The organism is [Clostridium] symbiosum ATCC 14940 (genome assembly GCF_000466485.1).
GTDB classification, from domain to species: domain Bacteria; phylum Bacillota; class Clostridia; order Lachnospirales; family Lachnospiraceae; genus Otoolea; species Otoolea symbiosa.
The window spans coordinates 1-25,724 of sequence record NZ_KE992861.1 but is presented as its reverse complement, the minus strand read 5'-3'; the positions used below and the strand labels follow the sequence as shown (position 1 = coordinate 25,724).

General features: G+C 48.5%; 23 protein-coding genes. 3 read left to right on the top strand and 20 right to left on the bottom strand.

Annotated features, from left to right (window positions below; translation table 11 throughout):
• Positions 1-154 precede the first annotated feature (154 nt).
• The 3 genes from CLOSYM_RS07260 (at position 155) to CLOSYM_RS07250 (ending at position 2,128) form a co-directional block, all read left to right on the top strand.
• The gene (locus tag CLOSYM_RS07260) at positions 155-1,177 is read left to right on the top strand and encodes an FAD:protein FMN transferase (protein ID WP_003499245.1); all 1,023 of its coding nucleotides are present in this window, start codon (positions 155-157) and stop codon (positions 1,175-1,177) included.
• Between the two features lie 13 nt (positions 1,178-1,190).
• On the top strand, positions 1,191-1,544 hold the full coding sequence (locus CLOSYM_RS07255) for a NusG domain II-containing protein (protein WP_003499246.1): 354 nt from the start codon (positions 1,191-1,193) through the stop codon (positions 1,542-1,544).
• 353 nt (positions 1,545-1,897) lie between these two features.
• The gene (locus CLOSYM_RS07250) at positions 1,898-2,128 is read left to right on the top strand and encodes an HPr family phosphocarrier protein (RefSeq protein ID WP_003499247.1); all 231 of its coding nucleotides are present in this window, start codon (positions 1,898-1,900) and stop codon (positions 2,126-2,128) included.
• 134 nt (positions 2,129-2,262) lie between these two features.
• Here the strand turns inward: CLOSYM_RS07250 and CLOSYM_RS07245 are convergent, their stop codons facing one another.
• The 20 genes from CLOSYM_RS07245 to CLOSYM_RS07150 all read right to left on the bottom strand — a co-directional run bounded on the left by CLOSYM_RS07245 (position 2,263) and on the right by CLOSYM_RS07150 (position 25,609).
• Positions 2,263-4,776, bottom strand: coding sequence for an FAD-dependent oxidoreductase (locus CLOSYM_RS07245; protein ID WP_021641591.1), 2,514 nt, complete (start codon positions 4,774-4,776; stop codon positions 2,263-2,265).
• 48 nt (positions 4,777-4,824) lie between these two features.
• Positions 4,825-5,784 (bottom strand): nucleoside hydrolase, encoded by a 960-nt coding sequence (locus CLOSYM_RS07240; protein ID WP_003509005.1) that lies wholly within the window; start codon positions 5,782-5,784, stop codon positions 4,825-4,827.
• A 23-nt stretch (positions 5,785-5,807) separates the two neighbouring features.
• Positions 5,808-7,127 (bottom strand): esterase/lipase family protein, encoded by a 1,320-nt coding sequence (locus CLOSYM_RS07235; RefSeq protein WP_003509004.1) that lies wholly within the window; start codon positions 7,125-7,127, stop codon positions 5,808-5,810.
• A gap of 104 nt (positions 7,128-7,231) precedes the next feature.
• On the bottom strand, positions 7,232-8,287 hold the full coding sequence (locus CLOSYM_RS07230; RefSeq protein WP_021641590.1) for a polysaccharide deacetylase family protein: 1,056 nt from the start codon (positions 8,285-8,287) through the stop codon (positions 7,232-7,234).
• A 144-nt stretch (positions 8,288-8,431) separates the two neighbouring features.
• Entirely contained in the window at positions 8,432-8,884 is a 453-nt protein-coding gene (locus CLOSYM_RS07225) for a GNAT family N-acetyltransferase (protein ID WP_009295942.1), read from the bottom strand.
• A gap of 34 nt (positions 8,885-8,918) precedes the next feature.
• Entirely contained in the window at positions 8,919-9,680 is a 762-nt protein-coding gene (locus CLOSYM_RS07220; protein ID WP_003499255.1) for a TraX family protein, read from the bottom strand.
• A 28-nt stretch (positions 9,681-9,708) separates the two neighbouring features.
• Positions 9,709-10,536, bottom strand: a complete 828-nt coding sequence (locus CLOSYM_RS07215; protein WP_021641588.1) for a prepilin-type N-terminal cleavage/methylation domain-containing protein — start codon at positions 10,534-10,536, stop codon at positions 9,709-9,711.
• Between the two features lie 176 nt (positions 10,537-10,712).
• Complete coding sequence (locus tag CLOSYM_RS07210) at positions 10,713-11,558, bottom strand: hypothetical protein (protein ID WP_021641586.1); 846 nt, start codon at positions 11,556-11,558, stop codon at positions 10,713-10,715.
• Positions 11,548-12,258, bottom strand: a complete 711-nt coding sequence (locus CLOSYM_RS07205) for a YoaK family protein (RefSeq protein ID WP_003499261.1) — start codon at positions 12,256-12,258, stop codon at positions 11,548-11,550. Before CLOSYM_RS07205 ends, CLOSYM_RS07210 begins: the two co-directional genes overlap by 11 nt.
• 40 nt (positions 12,259-12,298) lie before the next feature.
• Positions 12,299-13,708, bottom strand: coding sequence for an MATE family efflux transporter (locus CLOSYM_RS07200; protein ID WP_021641585.1), 1,410 nt, complete (start codon positions 13,706-13,708; stop codon positions 12,299-12,301).
• Positions 13,709-13,912: 204 nt separating this feature from the next.
• Positions 13,913-14,119 (bottom strand): tautomerase family protein, encoded by a 207-nt coding sequence (locus CLOSYM_RS07195; protein ID WP_003499266.1) that lies wholly within the window; start codon positions 14,117-14,119, stop codon positions 13,913-13,915.
• Positions 14,120-14,138: 19 nt separating this feature from the next.
• A complete protein-coding gene (hflC, locus tag CLOSYM_RS07190; RefSeq protein ID WP_021641584.1) occupies positions 14,139-15,011 on the bottom strand; it encodes a protease modulator HflC in 873 nt (290 codons plus the stop codon).
• Positions 15,012-15,020: 9 nt separating this feature from the next.
• Positions 15,021-16,151 (bottom strand): FtsH protease activity modulator HflK, encoded by a 1,131-nt coding sequence (gene hflK / locus CLOSYM_RS07185; protein WP_003499271.1) that lies wholly within the window; start codon positions 16,149-16,151, stop codon positions 15,021-15,023.
• A 161-nt stretch (positions 16,152-16,312) separates the two neighbouring features.
• Positions 16,313-17,941 carry a hypothetical protein gene (locus tag CLOSYM_RS07180; RefSeq protein WP_044902231.1) on the bottom strand — a complete coding sequence of 543 codons (1,629 nt, stop codon included), beginning with the start codon at positions 17,939-17,941 and terminating at the stop codon, positions 16,313-16,315.
• A 254-nt stretch (positions 17,942-18,195) separates the two neighbouring features.
• Positions 18,196-19,674: a xylulokinase gene (xylB, locus tag CLOSYM_RS07175; protein ID WP_003499276.1), complete on the bottom strand. Its 1,479-nt coding sequence runs from the start codon at positions 19,672-19,674 to the stop codon at positions 18,196-18,198.
• A 105-nt stretch (positions 19,675-19,779) separates the two neighbouring features.
• The gene (locus CLOSYM_RS07170) at positions 19,780-20,538 is read right to left on the bottom strand and encodes a class I SAM-dependent methyltransferase (protein ID WP_003508981.1); all 759 of its coding nucleotides are present in this window, start codon (positions 20,536-20,538) and stop codon (positions 19,780-19,782) included.
• Positions 20,535-22,697 carry an ATP-binding protein gene (locus CLOSYM_RS07165; protein WP_021641582.1) on the bottom strand — a complete coding sequence of 721 codons (2,163 nt, stop codon included), beginning with the start codon at positions 22,695-22,697 and terminating at the stop codon, positions 20,535-20,537. Before CLOSYM_RS07165 ends, CLOSYM_RS07170 begins: the two co-directional genes overlap by 4 nt.
• Before the next feature lie 5 nt (positions 22,698-22,702).
• The gene (locus CLOSYM_RS07160) at positions 22,703-23,149 is read right to left on the bottom strand and encodes a hypothetical protein (RefSeq protein WP_003499283.1); all 447 of its coding nucleotides are present in this window, start codon (positions 23,147-23,149) and stop codon (positions 22,703-22,705) included.
• 325 nt (positions 23,150-23,474) lie between these two features.
• A complete protein-coding gene (locus CLOSYM_RS07155; protein ID WP_009295935.1) occupies positions 23,475-24,578 on the bottom strand; it encodes an ABC transporter ATP-binding protein in 1,104 nt (367 codons plus the stop codon).
• 11 nt (positions 24,579-24,589) lie between these two features.
• On the bottom strand, positions 24,590-25,609 hold the full coding sequence (locus CLOSYM_RS07150; protein ID WP_021641579.1) for a FecCD family ABC transporter permease: 1,020 nt from the start codon (positions 25,607-25,609) through the stop codon (positions 24,590-24,592).
• Positions 25,610-25,724 lie beyond the last annotated feature (115 nt).

Genomic DNA, 25,724 nt, shown 5'->3' with positions numbered 1-25,724 from the left:
GCGGCGTCCTCACCTGCTTAACTAAATCTCCAAAATGACATTGAAGGCTGAACTGTAACTTCCCTCATGCTGCCCTTGACTTTAATTTACCGCTTTGTTAAGATTGGTATGTTTCACAACAACTGACGCACAGCATAACAGGAACATAAATACTATGGAAAAAAAACAATTCAAACGACTGCTGGCCGTTCTCGTTTTCTTCATTCTTGCCTGCGGCGCCGCTTTAGCACTCAGGCCGAGAAAGACGGAGCCCGTCAGCCGCTCCGATTTTTTGCTCAATACGTTTGTAACCGTCACTCTCTACGACAGCAGTGATGAGGAAATTCTGGATCAGTGCATGGCCCTGTGCCGCGAATATGAGAACAGATTCAGCAAAACAATTGCCACCAGCGAAATTTACGGGCTGAATCACCGGCCGGCAGGAGAAACTGTGTTCCCCCTTACCAAAGACACGGCGGCCCTGATTCGGGAAGGTCTTTACTACAGCCGTGTTTCGGACGGGGCTTTCGATATCACCATCGAACCGCTCAGCTCCCTCTGGAATTTCACAGACGGTAAAAAAGTAATTCCTCCACAGGAGGAAATCAGTGAGGCGGCCTCCCGTGTCGACTGGAAAAACCTGAGGCTGGATGGCGACGTACTCACCTTTTGCAGCCCGGACACCACCATCGACCTCGGCTCTATTGCAAAGGGATTTATCGCCGACCGGCTGAAGGAATATCTTGTAAGCAGAAATGTAAAGAGCGCCATCATCAATCTGGGCGGAAACGTACTCTGCATCGGTGAAAAGCCGGATGGCACTCCGTTTAAAATCGGACTGCAAAAGCCCTTCGAAGGACGCAATGAAATTATTTCCAACCTGAGCATCAATGATATGTCGGTCGTTTCCTCGGGTGTGTATGAACGCCATTTTGTCGTGGATGGTAAAAATTATCACCATCTGCTGAATCCCGCTACCGGATATCCCTATGACAACGGCCTGATTGCCGTAACTATCGTATCTCCACGATCCGTGGACGGTGACGCGCTGAGTACCACATGCTTTTCACTCGGGCTGGAAAAGGGGCTGGAACTGATTAATTCGATGGATGGCATCTACGGTTATTTTATAACCGACGACTATGAAATCCACTATTCTGACGGAGCGCAAAAGCTTGTGATTCCCGCCGCAGACTGACTAAAGGAGTTTTATGGAAAATAAAGAAAATAGAAAGAGCAGAAATGAACTATACCTGGTTTGCGGTCTTCTTGTCTTTGCCGTCATTTTCTTCGCAGGGTACCGTTTTCTAAACCGTGGTACTGCTTCCGTCGCAGTCGTCAGCGTAAACGGACAGACACTGCAGGAACTTCCTCTCGATCAGGATGCCGATCTGATAATCGAAGGCGTGAATGGGGGAACGAATCATCTGGTTATCCGCGATGGGGCCGTTTCAATCACAGAGGCCTCCTGTCCTGACAAGATTTGTGTCCATGAAGGGGCAAAGCGTGAGAAAGGCGAAGCGATCACCTGTCTTCCAAATAAAGTCATAATAACAATCAAGTGACCATTGAAGCAGAGGACATATTCCTATCCGGATACGTTCCCTGCTTCTATCTTTGTCCGGTTGTCCTTGTATTTTTCTCCAGCCAGATATATTCTTAACAAATTTTTATATTATATTAAATTTTTTTATTCTTTGTATTCTTTTCAAAAAATAAGTAATTGTTTGTTTCCCCATGTTTTTTTAAGCATTATTCAATTTTCCTTTAATTTCATTTAGTCCTATGTTTTTTCACATCAATTCAGAAAATCTTTAACATATTTTTTATTTGCTATTCTGTCTCTCAGCGTTTACAATGTAAGCATCATTCACCATTCTGAGAAAAGAAAAATATTAGTGTATGGGAGGGATCTCACATGAGTGAAGTTAAGGTAATGTTTAATACGCTCGAAGATATCAGAAAATACCTGCGTGCTTTGGATAGCTTTAATGGTGATCTGGATCTTCAGTATGAAAGCCAGATTGTTGACGGAAAGTCCCTGCTCGGGATATTGAGCCTCGGAATCGGAAAACTTTTAAATCTGAAGCTGCATTATGGAAATCCGGACGAACTGATGGAGAAAATTGGATTTTGCTGCTGCCGGTAAACAGCAGATTCCGGAAACCGTGCGCCAATGTCCGACATGGACGTTTTCATGCCGGTATCAAACCGGAAAAGGAAGGAAAACAGACAGCATGACTGTGATTTGATGTTACAGCCATACTGTCTGTTTTTCGTTTTTTATTTCCTGTCAATTCGTTCCGTTACTTCCGCCATCTTGGATAAATCCCCAATCAGAATCGCTCCCTTTAACTGGCCGTTGGCATAGTAGTATTTTTCATACTGTTTCCTGGCCTCGTCTTTTTTCTCTTCCGTGCGGTACGACAGGCCCCGCTCTTTCCCCGTATCGCCAATTGCATAGAGCGCCGTATTCATTCCATGGAAGGACAGGCCCATGGACGGCGGTTCATAGAAGGTTTCTTCACCGGCCGCATTGGCTCCGGCCGTTTTGCCCTGGGCCGATGCCTCTCCCCAGAGAGCATAGTTCATCCCCTGATACTGGGCGCAGTCTCCGCATGCGTATACGTCCCTGACATTGGTCTCCATCTTGTCATTGACAACAACTGCGCGGTCAACGGCAATTCCTGATTCCATCGCCAGGGCCGTACTCGGCCGGATTCCGGCGGAGATAATGACCAGATCGGCCGGAAGTGTCTTTCCGTCGGCAAGGCGCACGCCCTTCTTCGGCTCCAGTATTTCGTCAGCCTGCACGCCTGTATAGATTTTTATCTTCTCCCGGTCCGCAATTTCTTTCATCATATCGGAGGCCGCCTGGTCCAGCTGGCGCATCATCAGCCCCGGCGCCGCTTCCACCACGCTGACGTCGCGGCCGGATTTTCTGAATTCCCACGCAGCCTCGAGCCCCAGAACACCTCCGCCGATCACGCAGACACTTTTTATATCCGGCAGCATTTCGCATATTTTCTGTACATCCGCAAGACGTCTGACCGCGGCAACATGCTCCTGTCCGGCTCCCCGGATCGGAGGAATAAAGCTCTCTGCGCCCAGAGCATAAATCAGCTTTGTATAAACCATCTTTGTTCCGTCTTCCAGAACCACCTGTTTAATTTCCGTGTCCACCGAAGCCACACGGCGGCCCAGAACCCGGATAATATTATGCTTCTCATACCATTCCGGCTCATGAACAGCCGTCTGCTCCGGTGTCAGGCCCGCCAGCATGGATTTTGTCAGCATCGGGCGGTTGTAGGTGTCATAAGGCTCGTCTGATATCATGACAACCGAGGCAGTCTTATTTCTTTTGCGTATTTCCTCCGCCGCAGACAGTCCTGCAATGCCGTTGCCGATGATTACGAAAAAGTCCTCCGTATCGCGGCAAAAGTCCGTATCCTCTGCGTCCACCTCCACAAAATACTCCCGGCCGACGCCGCATACAGGACAGGTATCCAGGGAGGAATCAAAGATTTCCCCACAGACAAGGCATTTTACCAGCTTTCTGGCCCCTTTATCCGTTCCGGCCTGGCTGTTTTTCGACTCTTTTCCCTGAACGAGACAGCCAAACCGGTAACCGTATTCATAAGCATCCATCAGGGCAACCTCATCCGGCTTGAATTTTACTCTGAAGCCGTCATCAGGAACCTTCATTTTCAACTGCTTCAGACGGTCGATGATGTGCGGGACACCTTCCCCGCTCCAGCCGTAGCTTCCAAATGCAGAGGCGTATTTTCCTCCATGCGTGGCCGGGAAAATCGATGTTGTCAAATCCCATATCGGCTTAAGCGCTTCCCCCACAATCGTAGGAGTGCCGAACAGTATTCCGTCTGCAAATTCCAGTTCGCCAACCACCTTCGCTGCATCCGTCTCCACCATATCATAGGTTCTCACGTCCACGGGGCCGCTGTCACGGATTCCGCCGGCAATCTTTTCGGCCAGCTCTTTTGTATATCCATAGGCGCTGACATAGGGAATTATGACTGTCTTCTTGTTGTTCGGATTGGTGACGGTACACCACTCCTCGTACATCTTAAAGATTTCCCCTATTTTTGTGTCCAGCACCGGTCCGTGCCCCGTGCAGATCATGACAGGGTCCAGTTCCTTCACACGCTTCAGCGCTTTCATCATAAATCCTTTAAAAGGCCCTATTATACAGTCAAAGTAATATCTGGCCGCTTTGTTGTAATTTTCCTCGTTTCTGACTTCGCTTCTGAGCACCCCCTCCACACCGTAATGGGCTCCGAAGGAATCGCAGGTTACGAGTATCTTATCCTCCTCAATCCATGTATACATCGTATCCGGCCAATGAAGATTCGGTACCGTCATGAACGTAAGCGTCTTGTCCCCAATTTTCATCGATTCATTATCCTTAACCTGGATACTGTAGAAATCCCGGTTTACAATGTTTTTCAGGAAATTAACCGCACAGCCGGTTGCGATGATTTTCATGTTGGGATTGATGTCCAGCAGAAGCTCCACACTGCCTGCATGATCCGGCTCCGTGTGATCCACCACAAGGTAATCAATCTTTTCAATTTCCGTGATCTTTTTAAGCTCTCTCAAATACTCATCGAAGAATTTAGCCTTCGCCGTCTCAAAAAGCACCGTTTTATCCCCTGTTTTAAGTACATAGGAGTTATACGTGGTGCCGAATTCCGTCAGCATAATAATATCGAATACCCTCAGGTTCTCATCTATTATTCCTGTCCAGTAAAAATCTTCCTTTAATTTTATGGTCTGCATACACTGCCTCCTTTTGCCAAACTATATAAAATAGTATGGCAAAAGCGGCTAAATCCTATGTATTGCTTTTTGAACCGATGACACAAAATCTTTTAAAAACAGCTCTGTATTGACGTCAACACAGACTTTTACCGTTTTTTCCCTCTGTTTGATCCGTTTTAAATCACCAATGGTCCTCCCTCTCGACTCTCCGTCCGTCTCCGCGGTCAGGTTGAGTTCTACGGTCTCCACAAATTCCGGATGAAGAACGGCGGCCACAGCCAGCGGATCGTGGATCGCCCCCTCCCGGCTGCCCTCATCTCCTATCTCGTGGGAGCAGTAATAATGTACCATCGCAGCCATTTTGCATCCCGGTTCATTGCCGTCCGCTGTCCACGGCCGGATCCTCTCTTCCATGGCCCCGGCGCTCATCATCGTTTTCAGAGTCACGTCGAGCCCTACCATCAGCAGATTGATTCCGCTCTCCAGGACAAATTTAGCGGCTTCCGGATCGGCCAGAATGTTGGCCTCCGCAAAACGGTTCACATTGCCCGGAACGGTAACTGCGCCACCCATAACGGAGATCCTCCCTACTTTGGCCGCCTCCTCCGGATATTGCCTGATAAATCGGGCAAGGTTGGTCATGGCTGCCGTCGCTACGATAACAAGCTCTTTGCCATACTTTTGTGCCATCTCCGCCATAAAGGCTGCGGCATCTTTTTCTTCCGCTCCCTTATCTGCTTCCGGCAATTCGATTTCACCGATTCCGTTTAACCCGTGAACGCGTTTGCAGACCTCGTTCGGAACGAATTCTTTTCCCGTAAACATCTCAGGTGCTCCTGCATAAACAGGTATTTCACCGGCTCCGAAGAGCCGCAGGACCCGCAGCGTATTCTGAACCGCCTTATCAACCGTTACATTTCCAAAACAACAGGTGACTCCTATAAGCTGCGCCTCTTCGGAGCCCAGAGCGTAGGCAATTGCCAGTGCGTCATCGATTCCCGTGTCCACATCCAGTATCATTTTCATATATGTTCCATCCTTCCAGATTTTTAATATCCTCTTTCTTTCAAATCATGCACCAGGCGTACATAAAATTCCCTCACATCAAAGTCCCTGATATTCTCCCGATTCAAATCTATCATGTCACCGTGGGAAATCCCCCTGTGTTCTTTGGTCGTAAGCATTGTATAATTGCTTCCCCACCGGAATGAGTCCTCCGCTACCAGACCGTCGTTGGGGCCGTCAAAATATTTTACCAGACGATGGGAAAAGTTCAGGGGGAAGCGGCCTCCCGAAGCAATGTTCAGCCTGGATCCGGTACTCTGATAGTATACTTCCGGTTTATCCGGCGTCTCTTCATTAAAACGAAGGCAGGAAGACGCTCTTAAGTCACCGACTGCAGCCAGAAAATCCGGGTCGGGATCTCCCAGCTTTTTAAGGGCCTTGTTGTATCCGTCGGCAGCTTTGTCCTTCACCCCGGCCGGAATCTTATCCAGAAGATAATCAGCGAACAGGCATCCTCTGTGGGGCGTATTAATCGTAGTCAGCGTCGCGACGTACGGCTCCATTCCCAGCAGGCTGATCGCATATCTGCTGTCCAGCCCTCCTTTGGAATGTGCGATAATATTCACCTTTCCACAGCCGGTTTCACCGGTAATCTCCAAAATACGTTTGGCAAGCTCCTGCGCGCTGTCTTTAACTGAAGCGGCAGACTGGTGGTTTCCATAAAAAATCACGGCTCCATTGCGTTCCAGCTCCTTTGGCACCCTGCCCCAGTAATTGAAGTATTTAAAATCCCTGAAAAATACTCCGTGAACCATAAGGAGCGGATACCTGGTTTTGCAGAGCTGTTCCTGTTCCCGCTCACGGTTCAACAGGATTTTTCCGCTCTCAAAGGCTGTTTCCTCCGATGCAATCCTTATGATCTTGCACAGAACAATCAGGTTTGCTCCCGGAATCCATCCACAGATAATTCCGGCCATTCTCCATTTAAAGCCAATCTGCAGGGATGTGCCGTATACACGGATGATTCCGTTCCAGAACACAACCGCCTCCGCAAGTATAGCCCAGATAAGGCCGGCAAACCACCGCGGCGCATGCTCGGGCCAAAGAGCCGGGATCCGCGTCAGCAGATACAGGCCCGATAATACGGCCGATATCAGAAAGAGAATCAGCAGCTCACATCCGTCAGCGCAGAGCCTGAGCCTCCTGTCCGGCAGCCGTCTGTTGACATAGGAAGGAAATACATTCAGCAGGAAAAAGCAGGGTAGCAGCAGCCATAGCCACTGCGCCCCATGAGACTGAAAAACAGGAATAACGGCTGTCAGGAATAAGACAGCCGCGCTTAATATTCGTATGATTACCTTCAACCTTTCTCCTCCCCGCTTCCTTATACCGGCACTCTGTATGTAAGCATATTATACCTTTATCTTCTCCCATAGGCAAGGTTCTCTGCATGCTTTTCAAACATATCCTAGCGTGGGCGGAAGCTGTAATAAACGCCTCCGTTCTTCACTCCGCCCCGGAAACGGATCAATTCGCTCACGGTCACAAGCTGGAATCCCTGTTCCGTCAGGGTCGGAATGATTCTCACCGCCGCATCGCCCGACGCCGTATACAGCTCATGCATCAGAACAATATCCCCGTCCTTCACCTTTCCGATTACAGCCTGGACTGTCTTGTCCGCATTTTTGGTCTTCCAGTCAAGCGTATCAATATTCCACATAATCATCGGGTAATTGACGTTACCTAAAACCGTGTCGTTTTTATTTCCGCCGGGCAGACGTACCAGTCTCGGACTCTCGCCCGTCACGGCTGCGACCGCCTGATTGCACAGCTCCACCTGGCTTCTGATTTCATCAGCACCCAGCTTATTAAGATACTTATGGCCATATGTATGATTTGCAATTTCATGGCCGTTATCATGCATTCTTTTAATCTCAGTCTGATATTCCGCCACACGGTTTCCTACCACAAAGAAAGTGGCCCGTCCATTATATTTCTCCAGGCTGTCCATGATCCGGTTTCCCACCGGGGCATATGGCCCGTCGTCAAAGGTGAGGGCAATCATCGGTTTAGACGGATCGATATACCGTCCTCCGCTCCAGACAAGACCTGCCGCTTCCGCTTCTTTCTGAATTTCTTCCGCCAGTCCGGCTGCCGCCCGGGTTTCCTGAGCCGCCTGGGTATCCAGGGCCGCCTGAGTCTCCGGGACCGGCTGAGCTTCCGGGGTCTGCCGGGTTTCCGGGTTCTGCTGTACTTCCGGGGTCTGCCGGGTTTCGCCCTGTGTAACCGCCAATACGGCTCCTTCCCCGGCCTGCGTCGATTCCTGTATCTCCCCGGCCGGAGGCATGCTCTCCTGCTTGGCTTGTCCTTCTTCGCTCATCTGTCTCTCCTCGACAGTCCTGTTATCTGATGCAGGGCCTGAAGACGGAGCGCCGGCATAAGCGGCCGAAGCAGCCGCAACAATACAGCCGGTTGTCAGCATGAGCAATGCTATCTTTCTTATCCTTCCTGTTTTCCGTCTCATAATAAAAACTCCCTTTCTTCCGTTCTTATAGTTAGACGGAAAAGAAAGGGAAAAAGTTTCATTTATTTTTTAATTACCCGGATGCCCGCTGCCGCTGCCTTTCCGCACGGTCAGCACAGTAAATGCACAGACATGTCAAAACTGTTACATCCGCCTGACCATGACATCCTCACCGTGTATATCTTTTTCACCGTTGAAACGGAAACCGAATTCTTTATACAGCCCGGCAGCCACATCATTTCCTTTAAAAACGCTCAGATATATATCCTTATTCGGATATCTCCCAGTCAGAAGCTTTAGTAATCCGGCCAGTGCTGCTTTTCCGTATCCCCGGCCCTGAAATGCGGCATCAATCATCAGGCGGTCCAGCCACAGACGGCCATAGGGAAAATATTCCCACCAAAAATATCCGTACATGGCAAACCCCACCACCCGGTTTCCGTCGCAGATCGCGACTGGTTTCCATACAAGGTTTCTCCGTGCCTCTGAAAGACACTGTGAAACCGGCTCTATAAAATTCTCCTGCCCTTCACCGACTTCCAGCCGCAATGCTTCCAAACGGTTTTGCCGGGTTATCGGCTCAAAATGTAAATTCAATTATAGCAACTCCTAACTCGCTTATTTGCTTGTGTTAAACCTGCCCGAATAAAAGGCATCTCAGTAGATACAGCGCCATTATATGCACCGGATAAAACCAGTAAAAGAAATACTTCAGACGGAGCTTTCCTCTCTCCCCATTATAACGGGCAATGGGAATCAGGGCCAGTGCGGCTGCCCCGAACAGGGTCAGAGACTCGGCGGCGGCAAGGATTCCGGCCAGTATAAGTTGAGTGGTTCTCCGGTTCCTTAAGAGATAGAAAGACGCGATCATTAAAATCCCCATATAGCTGTAGTCGCTTTTCAGCAAAACGGAAAGTCCGCAGGCGGCCGCAACCGCCGCTCCCTGTATCACCGGCCTTCCGGCATATTTTTTAAGAAAGCACATCATCTCTACACCTAAAAACAAGGTAAAATATACATTTTGCGCCCCCGGAAAAAAGAGCCTGCCAAAAAACGCGAGATCGAACGGTATCTCTGAAATCAGTGCAAACAGAAGCAGATTCCTGGCATATTTGGCTTCGTTTCCCGTATGCGTAAAGCCTTCCACTAGAAGGAAACAAAATATGGGAAAGGCCAGCCTTCCGATGAGCCGTAGTACGATGTCCGCCAGATACCACTGCATTCCCCTTTCTGTCTCCAGTATTGCCATCATACGAGCCATATCATTGGAACTGAGAATCCCGGCTTCTATGACTGCCGCTCCGATGTGGTCGATGAGCATGGTAAAAATAGCAATGAGTTTCAGAGTGTTTCCGGTCAGGCCCACTTTTAAAGTCTTTCTCATATCTGTCATTGTTTTAGTCCCTTTGTCCTTCTGATACTTAATTGACCGGTATCCATCCGTTATCAATTGTTTCTGATTTAACTGTACTCCAGTTTTTATTCATAATTAAACAGGCATTTCCCTTGGCATCACGGTACCATTGTTTGCTGTCCGGATCGTAAATAAAATATGCCTGCCACTTTTGGCCGCTAATATCGTCCTTGGAGGGGCCGATATATGCAAAAACACTGTCTTTATTCGTATCGGATATATTCCCTCCTGATGTATTCTTAACATTAATATATGGCTGAATATACAAATCTCCCCCGTAATTCGCGCCGGTAAACAAGCTCTTGTCGACTTTCGGCCACTGGCCTCCATACACCTCTTTCAATAGATACTCCCGTATTGTGTCATTCCGAATGCTATTCGTCGGCAATCCGGCATCTTTAAACATTTTAATAATCTCGTCCACTGTATATTCTTCTGCAAATTTAAGAATCGTATTGTAAACACCGTCCCCAATTGTAATTTTCGGATCGCTGCTTACCCCTTCGCTGTTCCCGTGCACACTGCAGTTGACGACAAAAAGCTCATCCCCTGTATGAATAATGGAGTATTCGCCTTTCGAAGGACATTCCAGCCCTCTGTTTTTGACCATGTCATCCAGCACTTTTTCCGGTTTTATATCCCTGTCCTCAATAATGGCAACCTGATATTCCGAAATCACAACGTCCACATTATTCATGCAGACCGCTTTTCTTGATTTTTCAATATACTTCATGAACTGCGGAGCCAGAAGCCCGATCAGTATAATAAGAATTGCAATCGCAATTATAAGCTCAATCAGGCTGAAGCCCTTATCTGTATCTGTATTTTTCCCCATGCTCTTTCCCTCCGGTAAGCCGCCTTTTTAGACCGGTAAAAGGCCCGCTGAGCGTGCCAATCATTATTATCTTACCATGCTCCGGCATAATATTCAAATTGAATTATTATTTGCTCCACGCACAGGTCACCGCCAGTAACAGTTCAGACAGCATGAACTGTTACTGGATCCGGCGCTTATTCAATCCGAAATGTGTAGTCTGTATTATAAGTCCTTACATATAAGATATTGTCTTTTAAAATCAGATAGTCCGCCTTTGATTTTACCGCAGTTTTGTCAATCACCTTGCCTGAACCCAGATCCAGCTGGTAAATATAATCCGGCTCCGCCGTAAATCCGTAGCCGCACAGCAGAACATCTCCCTTAATCACAAAATTGGCCGCGTTGCTCACAAGAGGCTGGCTTTTCCACAGCAATTTTTTCTCCGCTAGATCCACCGCCGCCACATAAGCATTGTGGGGTGAGGATTCAGCGTAGGTGAGATGGCCGATGGACAAATAAAGGATATGATCTTTTACCTGGGCATACCGGATCTGCTGTCTGACGAATTCCTTTTCACTCTGCTTAAAATCACCGGCATACTCGAAATCGCTGAAATCCAGCTCAAAAACTTCACCTTTTTCCCCGTCCACCACCTGAATACGGCATTTACCGCCGTTTTCGTCCGAAGGAATCCCTAAGCCGTATTTACCGCTGTCCTCCACATTAAGGCTCAGATTGTTTTTCTCAAACCAATCATCCGTATCAGTAATCTGGTTGGCTTCTTGCGTGAGCTTTGTCAGCTTTAACGGTGCCGCCAAAGAGGCCGGTTCCGTTGCACAGTAGTATTCCCATGACGGATTTTCCATATGAATCTGTCTGATTGCTCCCAGATCTGCAGGCGCCGCCATCGAGATATTCTTCTCCTGTGAACTAATATCCGGCTCCGGCATCCCTGTGGACTCTGCCGCCGTATGATTGCCGCAGCCCGCCAGCAACATCCCTAAAATAATCATAACCGCACATCCCGCGTTACGTTTCATTTTTTCCTTCCTCCAACTCATTTTTTATAAACATCATGATAAATCCTGCAAACATCAGCGCCGCCGCTATCCATATGGCCCTGTTGCCCAGTTTGATTGAAAATACAGCTCCGATTGCAGCCCCGACCGCAAAAACCAGGATTATAAAATAGTAGTGAAACGCCTTCCTCTTAAGCTCCGGCTCCCTGGTAATATGATACCTGCCAAGCATCTCCGTGGCGCTCCTCATATTTCCGATACACATCGTGGTTGCGCAGGGGATTCCCCGGAACTTCCGGAAGCTGTTAACCTGCATCGCACAGGCAAAAGACAGCAGAACATTAGCCGGGGTATCCATGGTATGCGGCAGAAGTCCCGCCGTCATCAGAAGTACGATTTCTATAAAAAGGACGATCTGTCTCCAGTGAAGCAGGCGGTGTTCTTTATACAGCTCACGTATCCACTCCGTCACATACACGCCTCCGATAAATGCCAGAATGGGAAGCAGATACCTTACGGCGCTCTGCCAGTTTCCTGTCGCCAGGTTCTGTCCCAGCAGCACGATATTGCCTGTCTGGGCATTGGCAAATACCTTTCCTCTGCAATTATACGAGTAAGCGTCCTGGAATCCTCCGGCCAGAGTCAGAACAATCCCAAGCGCCAGCGATTCCGACATCTGCCATTTACGGTCTGTCACCCAATCGGATATCCGTCCTGCCATATTTCTCTCCCCTTCGTCATGTCATGCCATTTTGGGGTCATTATACCGCATTTTCCTTCTCTTTGCCATAAAAAATTTCCGCACTGTCCCGGGAATTCTGCCGGCGGGTAATCATTCCCGATTTCCACACTCCCCCTACGGAAATGATGCAGGTTATAAACTCCGCCAGAGGAAAGGAAAGCCACACTCCATTCATTCCGAATATTCTTGAAAGAACCAGCACCATTGGCAGGATGGCGGCTCCTCCCCTGACAACGGATATGATAAAAGCCAATTTGGGCTGCATAACGGCGCTCAGGAAGGCCGCTGCCAGAATATTAATCCCGGCGAATAAAAATCCGGTGAAATACAGTCTTATTCCGCTTCTGGCTATCGGTATCAGCGCCTGGTTCCCCTCGCTGTTGAATATATGTATAATCGGATCTGAAAACAGGCTGACCACTATGTAAACAGATACCGCCAGTATTACGGCCAGTCCCGCGGCATACCCCAGCACCTGTCCCAGCATCTTCTTATCATCTCTGCCGTATCCGGTGCTGGCAAGCGGCTGGATTCCCTGTGCAATCCCGGTAAATACCGCAATAACCACCAACGCGAGGTTTGCGACGATTCCATAGGCCGCCACCCCTGTATTTCCTGCAAGTCCAATGATAACGAGATTAAATACAATCAGAACGATTCCGGATGAAACCTCGGTGATAAACGATGACAGCCCAGGCATCAGGATGTTTTTGCTGCGCCCCAGGGCAGGACGTACGTTTTTAATCCGGAATGTGTTCTTCTTTTTAATAAAATGCAGTGACAATACGGCCAGGCTCATGGCCGGAGCCAGCCCCGTTGCAAATGCCGCGCCGAAAATCCCCATGGACAGCGGAAACATAAACAGATAATCGAGAATCACATTGCCGATGCTTCCGGTCAGCATGGCGGTCATGGACAAAGCCGGGTTCCTGTCATTGCGCACGAATGCCAAAACCACATTGTTGAGGATAAAACAGGGGGCAAAGCACAAAATCACCTTCAGATACGTATCTGTCATCTCGAACGTTTCTTTGTCCGCTCCCAGCCTCATTGCAACCGCTCCGGAAAAAAACAGCCCCAGTGCGGCAAATATTAAGCCGGTTATAAGCCCCATCACCGCAGTCCAGGTAAAAACGCGGCTTGCCTCTTCGTCCTCCCTCTGTGTCTTGAGTATGGCGAAGCGGGTCGCCCCTCCGATTCCAAACATCAGGCCTGTGGCGCTGATAATACTGTATACAGAGATAGCCAGATTTAAGGATGCAAGCCCCGACGCCCCCAATGCCTTTGAAACAAAATAGGTATCGGCTAGTATGTAGCAGGACAGGCCTATCATTCCCATCACATTCAGGCTGACGTAACGGGCGAACAGCACCGGTACGCTGTCGTTTTTTCCCCCTTCTTTCTTTCTCTTTTTTCTTGTGCGGATCATTTTCTTACTCCTCCCTGATACCGTTAAGCAAAAAAGTGCCTGAACACGCTCCTTCTTTGACCTAACGGAGTATGTTCAGACACTTGATTATTTACCCGGTGGCAAATAACGGTGTTTTTTGTTTTGATTTTTTAATAGGATAGCACAGTTTTTTCTATTTTTCAAGTTCAATCCACACTTGGTAATTTAATAATATTGACACCGTTATTGAATTTTAATAAACATGGCTTCTTCCGGAATCTTCTGCATCTCTGCATCCCAGTCTTCTTTCCTGACGTCCTGCACGGACACGGAAACCACCGATTCGCTGACTCCCAGCTCTTTTACAAGGGTCTCTTTCATTTTCCCGGCAAGCGCTTCCTTTGTTTTATCATCCCTGCCCGGGAACATTGTAATGGCTATATGTGGCATATTCTATCCTTCCTCACTATCAATAACCGTAGAAAATCTGTGTTATCGGTGAATCTTTATCCAGAATCAATGTATTGTTCCCGTTTTTCAGGGATACCTTCGCAGCGTCCAGGGAACGGACAAAGTTATAGAAATCCGCTTTGCTGGAATCATTATAGGCGTTTGAAAGAATCTGCATATACTGGGCCTCGCCCTCTGCCTTAATCTTCTCGCCTTCAGCCTTTGCCTCCGATTTCATAACCGATACTTCCTTGGTCGTGTTATTTTTTATCATCTGGGCAGAGGAATTACCCTGGGCGGAATAGGAAGCTGCAATGTTATTGCGCTCTGAAATCATACGGTCGTAGACGGCCTGCTTATTGTCGTCCGGCATATCAAGTGACTTCGTCTCGACAGCCAGGACAGTGATCCCGTATCCGTCCAGCGCATTGCTGATATTGGCGCTGATATCCTGCGCCAGCTTGCTGTCCCTGTTCTCAATAATCTCAGCCTGATCCATATTGGAGATGACCGACTTCATCGATGAGAAGACAGAAGCCGAAATTCTGGACTGGGCCTGCGCTACCTGACCGTTTAAATGTCTTGTGAATAATACGGGATCCGAAATCCTCCAGAGGACAAAGGCGTCCGCGATCATGCTCTTCTTGTCTTTTGTGATAACGTCTGATTTCGGAATATCATAAATCTGAAGTTCCTTCGGTACGGATGCGCTCTCCTGGATAAACGGGATCTTGAAGGATACCCCGGGAGCCTCTACAACATCTACAATCTCTCCAAACTGCTTGATTAATTTATACTCATTCGGATATGTGACAACAATGGAGGAAGCCAGTACTACGACTACCGCGATTGCTGCGAAAACACCGATTATCTTACTGCCTGTTTTTTTCATGCTGCCTCCTTAATTACCCTGCTGCTCTGTGTTCTGTGTCTGTTCCTGACCTGCTCCGGCTGCCGGCTGCTGCGGTGACGGAACCGGCTGGCTGCCCTGGCCTGCAGGCATATCCATGAAGCTGTCCAGAGGAAGCATCTTCTGTGTTCCCGCTTCATCCACAATATAGACTTTCAGGCTGGGAAGGACATCCTCCATTGTCTCGTAGAACATTCGCTGCTTTGTGATTAGAGGGTATTTACTGTATTCCGCATACATCTGTTCAAAACGCGATACCTGGCCCTGGGCCTCATTGATTCTCGACTGCTTCTCTGCCTCGGCCTCTTTAATTATCTGATCGCATTCGGCCTCAGCCTGCGGAATCTTTTCGCTTCTGTCCTTATTCGCATTGTTGATCGCCGTTTCCTTGCCCTGTTTTGCATTTTCGACGTTCTTAAAGGCGTTCATAACCTCTTCTGTAGGCGGAAATGCATCCTGGATTGTAATGTTTACAACAGAAAGCCCGATATCCTCCTGGATCATACGGTTCGTAAGCTTCTCCTTAATCTCGGACTGGATTGCGGCCTTGCCTGTGGTGATAACATCGTCCACGGTATAGATTCCGACCGTATCACGGATGTAGGACTGGGCCAGCATTTTAAGTGTAGCCTCAGGGTCCTGGGATGCATAGAGATATTTAACCGGATCGCTTACCATATACTCCAGGTAGAAATCTGTATTGACAAAGTTAAAATCCTTTGTAATCATGACTGATTCTTCGTCGATGGATGCCTTTGTCTCAATGTCGTAGCCGATTGGCATGCCTGTGATAATTTTCGATACCAGCCTCACATTCTGGACATAAGGAATCTTAAAATGAAGCCCCGCCTTTGATACTGCCTGAGGATTTCCGAGGGTTGTCACCACCGCATAATTATCCTCATCAAGGACGTAGTAGGAATTCATTCCTGTGATTACGGCAAAAATGACGATGAGCGCCGCCACCATCCTCTTATAGGGAGGTTTCTTCCTGATTTTCTTTCCGTTGCTGTCGTAGGCCTCCGGCTCTTTCTCTTTTTCCTTTTTCTTCTTCAGCAAGTCATCAAATGGGTTCTGGTTTCCAAATTGATTGCCGCCAAAGGGATTCCTGTTAGTGTACATTTTCACTCTCCTGTTCTTCTATCTGCTGTTAAATATCTGGCCTTCGTTCAACTATCCCTCGTTTTGCTTTTTCCGCTCCTCTCTATTCTATCCTTTTGTGCATGCTATTGCAATTACATTTTTTAACATATCCTTAACACATATTAGTCCACCCCCTGAAATCACCGCATTTTCACAGGGATCGCCAATTTTTTCGTCCGTTGATAAGAGGGATTGGCCAAGCGCAGCTTTACCTCTTTTTCCCCTTCCTCATAGGGAATTATAAAGCCGGACAGCCGGATGCCATCTCCGCTGTCATTGCTTACCGGTTCCAGGGCTTTGTCTGAAAATGGCGGGATATCCGGTTCCAAGTCGGCTTCACCTTTAAAACCACGGATGTAATAAAATCCCACGTCAGGGTTCTTTGACCCGGCCGAGATATCGATGCGGAGGGCAGGTTTCATGATTTTCTCCCCGCTCTCATCCGTTCCCGCTTCCCTGTCTTTTATGCGTTTTCCGGTCAGCGTCAGAACGGAATCCCTAAACTCTACCTTCTCCGGGGCAGATTCCCCCGTCTCCGGTATCCCGACCGTAATTACATCTGAGATTTCGTTGGTCGTTACATACACTTCCCCGGTAAAAATTTCTGCTTTTTTCAATTTCCCGCCTTCCTGAAGCGTATCATCCGGAATACGGTACAGGTACTGCGTGCTGTAACCCTCCATGAGCCCTTCCAGCTTATTATTGACTGAAACAATATGCTGCCGTTTGCCCGGCTCAATTATTTCCCACTCCCCGGCTTCTTTAGAATCTCCTTTTACTTCCTCTCTGTATCTGAGCCCCGTTCTTCCAAACGACAGGCGGGAACCATCCGGCGAATAGGAGGACACCGAAACCATCAGACCGTCCTCTGTCTCCGCCCCTAAAGCCAGGATATACCATCCGTTTTCATGGACCATTCCCTCCACGTCTTCCAGGGATGCATATTCCGGAGCTTTTTCAAATTCAAACACCAGCGGTTGATCAAAGCCTTCCACCATAAGTTTGTAGAGTCCTTCCGGCTTGTCCTCCGTAAATCCGATCGTGTCCGAATACTTGACACACTGGATTGTCATTGTGCCCTTCTCAAAAAACTCTTCGTAAGACCTGTTGTTACCGCCTGTGCTGAAGCGCCTTCCGCCAGCTGCTATTCCCTGCCCATAGATTCTGGCATCCGCCGTATATAATTTATTTGTTGCATCTTTTAATATGCCTGATTCAAATGCGCTCCTGCCATATATTCCTTTCTCTTCATCCAGCCTGATATAGGAAAAATCCCACTCCGCTTTTTCTCCCTTTTCTTCTTTTTCTCTGTTTTCCCGTTCCTTCCTGCGCAATTCTTCAGTCTCTGCCTCGGACAGAACCTCCACGGAATAATCGGTAATTTCATACCGCACAATCAATTTGCCGTTCTGAAATACAGCATCTAAAAGTCTGAGCTTTGCCATGCCGTTCTCCGCTTCCAGGCGGACATCGGCACCGGAGACATCCTTATGGGCCATCTGATAGATAACCGGACTGCCCGGCGCACATATCCCGTAACTGTCCGTCAGCTGGAATCCCCGTGCCGTCGTCCCTGTCTCTCCCGCCTGCGCCGGCTCCGCCGCACTTGATTCCGGTGCTTTGTCCTGCTCCGTCACCGTCGGCGGCTCAGACAATACCCGGTCTGCCGGACCGGCGGACCGGCGTTTGCCGCAGCCGGAAAGAATGTTGATTGAGGACAAGAGTATCAGCGCAGCAGCGCTTAACCGGATTATTTTCTGTCTATTCATACATTCACTCCCCTTCATTCTAAATCCAATATGGATCATTTTCGCAATTCTTCATTTCCTTCTTTATATTTTAACATATTCTGACATTTCACTTATTGCATAATAATTAATGAATTCTTACAGTTTCCTGCAGGATATCAGTTCGGCGCCCAATACAGGTTCGGAAACGTTTCGCCGCCGGATGATCTGATGCGGCGGACTTATCGTGTTATGAATCACAATAAGTCCGCCGTAGAATAGACGGTATTCGCAGGTTACAGCAGGGCCTTTGTCCGGCGGTACAGCTCCCGGTATTTCCCAAAGGCTGACTCATATACTGCCGCCCTCTCCTTATCCGGTTTATATGTCCTTTCCTCCATCGTGACAAACCGCCTGCCCGCTTCCTCCAGGCTCTTAAAAATCCCCGCCGAAACGCCGGCCAGCATACAGGCTCCGAGACATGCCTGCTCAGAAACGCGGCAGACCTGAATTTCCCGGTTAAATACGTCAGCCTGAATCTGAAGCCACACAGGACTTGCGGCTCCTCCGCCGGAAGATATCATTCTGCTGCAGGGATTACCGGCCTGTTCCAGGATCTCCATCGAATCCCGCAGGGCAAATGTGACTCCCTCCATCACGGCCCTTGCCATATGCTTTGCTGTATGGGACAGATGCAAACCGAAGAACATCCCCCTTGCCGCCGTGTCCATATGAGGTGTTCTCTCACCCGTCAAATAGGGCAGAAAAATCAGTCCTTCGCTCCCTGACGGAATCTCACCGGCCATCTCACTGAGCTTTTCAAAACTCTGCTCCCTAAGAATATTGTCCTTCAGCCATTTAAGCGACATACCGGCATTCAGAACGGCTCCGTAGAGGGTCCAGGCTCCTTCTATCCCGTGACAGAAGGTCTGCGTCCGAAGCGCCGGATCAAAGGACGGCTGTCCGCAAAAGGCGGAAACCTGGCCTCCCGTCCCGATATTGCAGATAAACGTTCCCTCAGAGAAGACACCGTTTCCGATGCTCTGTGCCTGCTGATCGCCCATGCCGTAAATCACCGGAACCGATTCACCAAGCCCGGTCAGGCAAGCGCATTCACGGCTTACCCGCCCCTGAATTTCTCCCGACTCATGGCACTCCGGAAAAACAGAGGGCGGAAAGCCGCACATCCTTTGGAGTTCATAGGACCAATCGCGTTTTACGATATCAAACATCAGGGAGGCCGACGCATCCGTCACCTCAGCGCCGAACATTCCCGTTATTTTATACCGGATATAATCTTTTGGCTGCATCACCTTATGGATCGCGGCAAAATGCTCCGGCTCATGCTTTTTCACCCACAAAAGGGAAGGCAGGGCAAACCCGGTAAAAATACGGTTTCTCAGGCTGCCCGTGATCAAGTCCTCCGGAATCCGTTCATTCAGATCGTTACATTCTTTTGTTGAACGCTGATCCAGCCACAGGATCGCCGGACGGATTGGCCTTCCGTCTGCATCAACCATGACAAGCCCGTGCATCTGGCCGGAGAAACCGATTCCCGCAACTTCACTGTAGCATTTACCGTATTTTTCCCTCAGGCGCGAAAGGCAGCAAAGCACGGCCTCCCACCACACATCCGGATTCTGCTCTGCATATCCCAGCCGGGGTATGGAGACTTGATACGTCTCGCTCTCTATGCCGGCCACCCCTGTTTTTTCATCCAGAAGCATGACTTTTGTTCCTGAAGTCCCTATATCGATTCCCAATAATGACGCCATCCGTACTCCCCCGTTCCCTTTTGTATCATGTTATTACCGTTTCGCGCCGCCGGACTCGGGATTTTCGCGAAAAACAGCGAAAACACCTTGCAAAATGCATCATGTCTAAACTGTTGCCACCGCCCTGCCTCTGATACGGACATAATCTGAAAACCATTTTCCGTCACGGAACAGCTTGTCCCTCAGCCGTTCGACGGCATCGGCAATGATTTCCTTTCTCATCCCCTCATCCACCCCGCCAAAAGGCGTCCTGATAAACAGATCGATCCAGTCGTAAAGACCGTTATCTCCTTTTAATTCGGTTGGCCTGTCAAAGAGAAGGGCATACTCCACCCGGAATCCGGCGCGCTCCATCAGGGAAGCGTACTCACCGATTGTCGGAAAATAAAAGGGCATTTTATATTCAAGACCGCGGGCAGCAAATGCCTGTCTCAGCCCCTCATGGGTCAGGGCGTTATTTTGGCTGCCCCCAAATTCAAAGACAAATTGTCCGTTTTCATTCAGCGCATGATAGACGCAGCGAAGCAAATCCGGCTGCTTGTCCTTTGCAATCCAGTGCAGCACCGCGTTGGAAAAGATAACGTCCACCTTCCCAGGCAGCTCAAATTCCGTTGCATCTCCCTGGTAAAAGGTCAGCTCCGGATAATTCTTCCTCGCGATTTGAAGCAGCTCCGGGGATGCGTCCAGCCCGGACGCCTTAAATCCCAGCTCCGACAGCTTCTTTGTCAATGCTCCGTTTCCGCAGCCCAAATCCAGGACAGAAGCTCCCTCCTCCCGGTTAATTAACCCGATTACTTCATTGCCGTATTCATGGACAAAGGAAAAATCCTGTGTGTATTTGTCCGCGTTCCATTTGATGTTCATCTTTTTGTACCTCCTGACTGCTGCCTTTCCATTTTAATAATGCCGGTGTCGATATCATCCCGTATACTGCCGTACTTCCAGACAGTGAGGGACTCAATCCTGACGACGGACGGATGACTTATTGCTTTCAGTCCTTCAAAGATTTCCCGATACGTGTCATCAAGCGCAATATATCCCGGTTCATCAAAAATATGAAGGAACTGTTCTTCTTTCACTTTATTATGCTCCGGCCAGAATTTAGCTGCCTTATTTCCTTGGTATTCCCTGCCGGATAATTTTTTATAAAGTGCTTTCATAGCCAGAAATTTGAAACCGCCATACTGGTCTCTCGCATCATAAAAATATGCTTTCAAAATTCCCTTCGAAATATAGCTGATAATATTGCCCTCAATCATATCAGAAATCTCACTTTTCGAAAGTTCCGCTTTAAAAAGATATAAGACATTTTCTTCTAAATCGTTCAGATTTATCAACGGATATCCTGCGTATCCGTATACCATGACAACTGTTTTATACCTTCCGATACCTTCCAGCGTCTTTCTGGAGTAAATGCCAAATCCCTCTTTACAGAAGAAGAGCGGTATATTACACAAATACTTGTTATCGCAGTTATATCTCCTGATATTAAGCTGTCCATCTACAAATTGGTTCCTTGATTCATATAGCTCACGAAGCCCCAGTTTAATAAAATGCTCCTGCAAAGCGGATAGCACGGGGGGCAGGCCGCCGACTATCCTGTTTCTCTCCAGGTTTAACTGAATTGAATTTCCATAGCTTTTTATCGATATGTAAGGTTTCAGCGCTATATGTCTGCACATAAAGTCATAGTTCTCCTGCACTGTCAATCCATTCAGGATAATCTGCCCTCCATAGTTTTCATAAAGATAGCTCACCTCCGTATCCTCCAGCGGCGTCTTTACTTTTATCCAATTGTGTCCGCTTCCTCTGAGACAGCGAATTTCTCTCCTGACACCATTTATGTATAATTCAATCGGGACGTCGGGCAGTCTGTACCACAAATCCAGCTTTAAAGCATTTATCAATTGATTGGCTCCCATTTTTGACAGACTGCCGTTTAAATCTACCATAACTTCCGTACCGTGGGTAAAACTGCTGTCCTCTTCGATTGAAATATTAATGCTGCTCTCTCTGTTTGAGCTGAATGAATAGAAAAAATGATAAAGATGTTTTTCACCATAAGGTTTTGTCCTGACCTCCACCGTGTCTCCCAACAGGAATGCAGCCAACGCACCGATTCCAAACTGCCCGACCAAATTCAGGGGACTGTCTTTTTTCGAGCTTTCGCCGATGACAAAGTACTTTTGGAGCAAAATATCCTTAGTCATCCCAATTCCGTAATCTCTTACACATAGCTTATTCATACCGCCTGTCTCTTTTAACAGATACACTTCAACCGGTTTTCCCGGTTTTTTACCACAGAGGGCCGCCAGTTCTTTCATTGCGTCGCATGCATTCTGGATTATTTCCCTGAGACCGCATTCCGGTTTGTCGCCGTACAGCGGTTTAATCAGATTGGGAATGATTTCATTTGATACACTGAATTTGACATCCTCCGTAAAGAACGGAGCGCCGGTAAGCTCCTCCAGATATATATTATTGAACTGGAAGAAATTGCCGTACTGAGTTGCGCAGTTCAGGTACGGCGCCAGTTCCTTCTGTATCTCCTCCGCCCTTTTTTTTGCCTGTTTATATTGCTTAATGGTTGTAATTTCAGATGAATACTTCAGTTTCAGGCCCGTGTTGACAATCTCCGCCAGCAGATATTCTTCATCTGTATCCAAATCATTATCATTCTCTCTCATCCTGAAATGACGGATGACTGCCGCGATACAGAAAATAACCGATTTATAGCCGTCATCCAGAAAATCCGGACGGAATTCATCCCGGCTGCCTGCGCTATCGCCGACAAAGCCGGCCAGTTCATCATATTTATAATTCGCTCCGCCAAAACGCTGCCTTAAATTATCTTTATTAACCATAAATTGCAATACCTGAAATACCGGCTTTAATTCCGGTCTTTCCTGCACCTTCTTATCACAATAAAATTTGAGGGGCGCATCAAAGATATTGTAATTAATCTGCTCTGCATTATTAATCGTCGAGTTATCCTTCGCCGTCTGATATCCGATATGGTTCATATGAATTACCTGTAATTATGATTGATGATTCCTGCATTCACGATAGTTCCCGAGCCCGTATTTTCCTGATGTCCGATTCTGACGGAGACCGGCTGCACGTTTCCATCCCTCATCTGCTCAAAGCTTATTTTACTGGCCTCAATCCACTGTTGAAATTCCGCTATGAAGTCTTCATCGGGATTTTGCGCATAATCCTCATAAATAATTTTCACGTCTTTATAAGGATTTTTCCTGCTGTTGGGCGTCTTCTCCGCCAGCTCTTTTAAAAATTCTTCGCATTCCTCTTCCCCGGAAAATCTCTTCTTTTCCCCTGAAGCGAATCTACTTTTAAACGACCGGATAATTTTTGCTCCGCTGTGTTTCAAAATATCCCAGGTAAGCCCTCCCGCAATGCTTGAGCCGGTAAATCCTGCCAGGGATAATACCGCTTCTAAGATAGTCATTTGTCCCATTCCCTTCTCTCTTTTGTGGTATATGTTTCATTACTTGCCGGATTTCTGAGGTAAACGATAACCTGACGCTCCGCGCACAGGTCACCGCCTTCAACACAGAAACCGCTTAAACGCGATACGGCAATCGTTCTGCGGTTATTATAACATAAACAGAGACACAGGGACAGAAGAGAATGGAAAACGGTGTCCTTCTACGTAACAGTACATCCATGATGTATTCCGCGAGGTGTTTTCGCTGTTTTTGCAAAAATCCCGAGTTATGCGGCGAGCTCTGCGCACAGGTCACCGTCGTCATGAAAAAACAGGCTCCGAAGAACCTGCTTTCCTAATCTTTTATTCCGGGCAGCATTTTGTCTTTTCCCATCTCTGCCAGCTTTCTGTTCTTTTCATTGAGTGTCCCGAACGTTTCAAGACAGCAGATGACCTGACTGCAGGAATTTAATACAGCGGCGGCCCTCTCAAATGTCTCCTCCCGTATCGGTTCAAACGGTGCCTCCGAAACCACCTCCGACGCAAGCGCCCTGGCCACCGGATAATCGATGTCATTCTCGCTCAGGATTCCGGCTGCGAAGGGAACCCCCTGACGCTGCAGTTTCCTGTAAACCGGAATCCCGCTTCCGCCCCCGCCGATGACAAAAACCCTGGGGACTCCTCTCACCGGCTCCATTTCGAGACAGCCGAATTCTGCCTGGTAACTGCCTTTCGTGATATCATACAGCTTTGTGATATAAGATTCCGTAAAAACTTCCTCCGGCGTACCGCAGCGTTCTATCCTGTCTCCTTTTATGCAGATGATATAATCGGACAGTTTCTGGGCCAGATCCAGTTCATGGAGCGACATCAGCACAGCCACCTTTTTTGTCCGCACCAGCTCCTTTAGAATGGTCAGAAGCTCCAATTTGTGCCTGATATCCAGAAATGATGTCGGTTCGTCCAGGACGATCGCCTCCGGCTCCTGGCAGACTGCCCTGGCGAGGAGAATGCGCTGCCTCTGGCCGTCGCTGATCTCCATGAAATCGCGCTCAGCAAAATCCCGGGCATGCACCAGTGCAATTGCCTCCCGGACCTTTTGCCTGTCCTTCTCTGAAAGAATTCCCAGTCTTCCGGTATAGGGATACCGTCCGGTGGCAACCACATCTTCGCAGGTCATAAGCTCCGGACGGATCCGCTCCGTCATCAGGACAGACATCTTTGTGGCTATCTCCTTTTCCGTCATATCGCACATCGGTGAGCCTGCGAGATAAACGGCTCCGTCTACCAGGCCGAGCTGCCGGATGATGCTTTTTAAAATAGTGGATTTGCCGGAGCCGTTCGGCCCAATCAGCGTCACGATCTCCCCCCGCTTCACATGTATCTTAATCTGACGGATAAGGGGAACCCTGCCATATCCAACGGCCATATTATCCGTATAAATATAATCACCAGTCACGGCTCTCCTCCTTACTGTATATTCTTCCTGCCGCGCACCATCATGTAAATCACAACCGGCGCGCCGAAAACTGCCGTGACGGAGCTGATGCTGACCTCCGTCGGGGCAAATGCCGTCCTGGCAATCAGATCGCAGAACAGACAGAATACCGCGCCGCCCAGAAAGCAGCCCGGAATCATCAGAATCGGCTTAGCCGTTTTAAACAGGCTCTTCGCCAGATGAGGAACCGCAATGCCGACAAAGGAGACCGGCCCTGCAAATGCGGTCACGCAGGCCGACAAAATACTGGATAAAAGAACCAGGGCCAGCCGGAACCGCCTGATGTCCACTCCCATGTTCTGTGCGTAGACCTCCCCCATCTGATAGGCGCTGATCGGCTTTGCCATCAGAAAGACCAGCACCAGGGATACGGTTATCACCGCTGCCATCACCCTGATATTCTCCCAGGACATCCCCGAAAAGCTTCCCATGGACCAGTTGTGGAGATTGACAATATTGGCGTCGTCTGCAAATGTAACGGCAAAATCGGTTGCCGCCGAGCAGACGTACCCAATCATCACGCCGCAGATAACAAGCATTGACATCTTCTTGACCCGGCCGGCGATCAAGAGGACAAATCCCATTGATATCATGGCTCCCGCAAAGGCGGCCAGTATCATGAATGCCGAATTAACGGCAATCCCTTTTCCCAGGAGAACGATCATAAGAAGCGACACCACCAGTTTCGCTCCGGAGGAAATTCCCAGGACAAAAGGGCCTGCTATAGGATTGGCGAAAAATGTCTGGAGCAGAAAGCCCGACACCGACAGCGCTCCGCCCAGTATCGCCGCGGCCAGAATACGCGGCAGACGGATATCCCATACGATGCGGTACGCCGTCTCCTCCCCCGTTTTCTTAAAAAGAATCCCGCCGATCTCCTCCACGGTCAGATGAACGCTGCCGGAATTGATATTCCAGATAATCAGGCAGCACATCATAACCGCCAGAACGGCAAATGAAATTCCATATCTCGTGTATGCTCTTTTTGCCATAGATGCAGCTCCTCGTTATTGTTCAAAGATAGTATCCCGAAAGGTGTTTTCGTGCGTATCACGCGCGTGAACCAATGTCATTATGGAGATTTAACTGAGGTTGGGAGGACGCGTC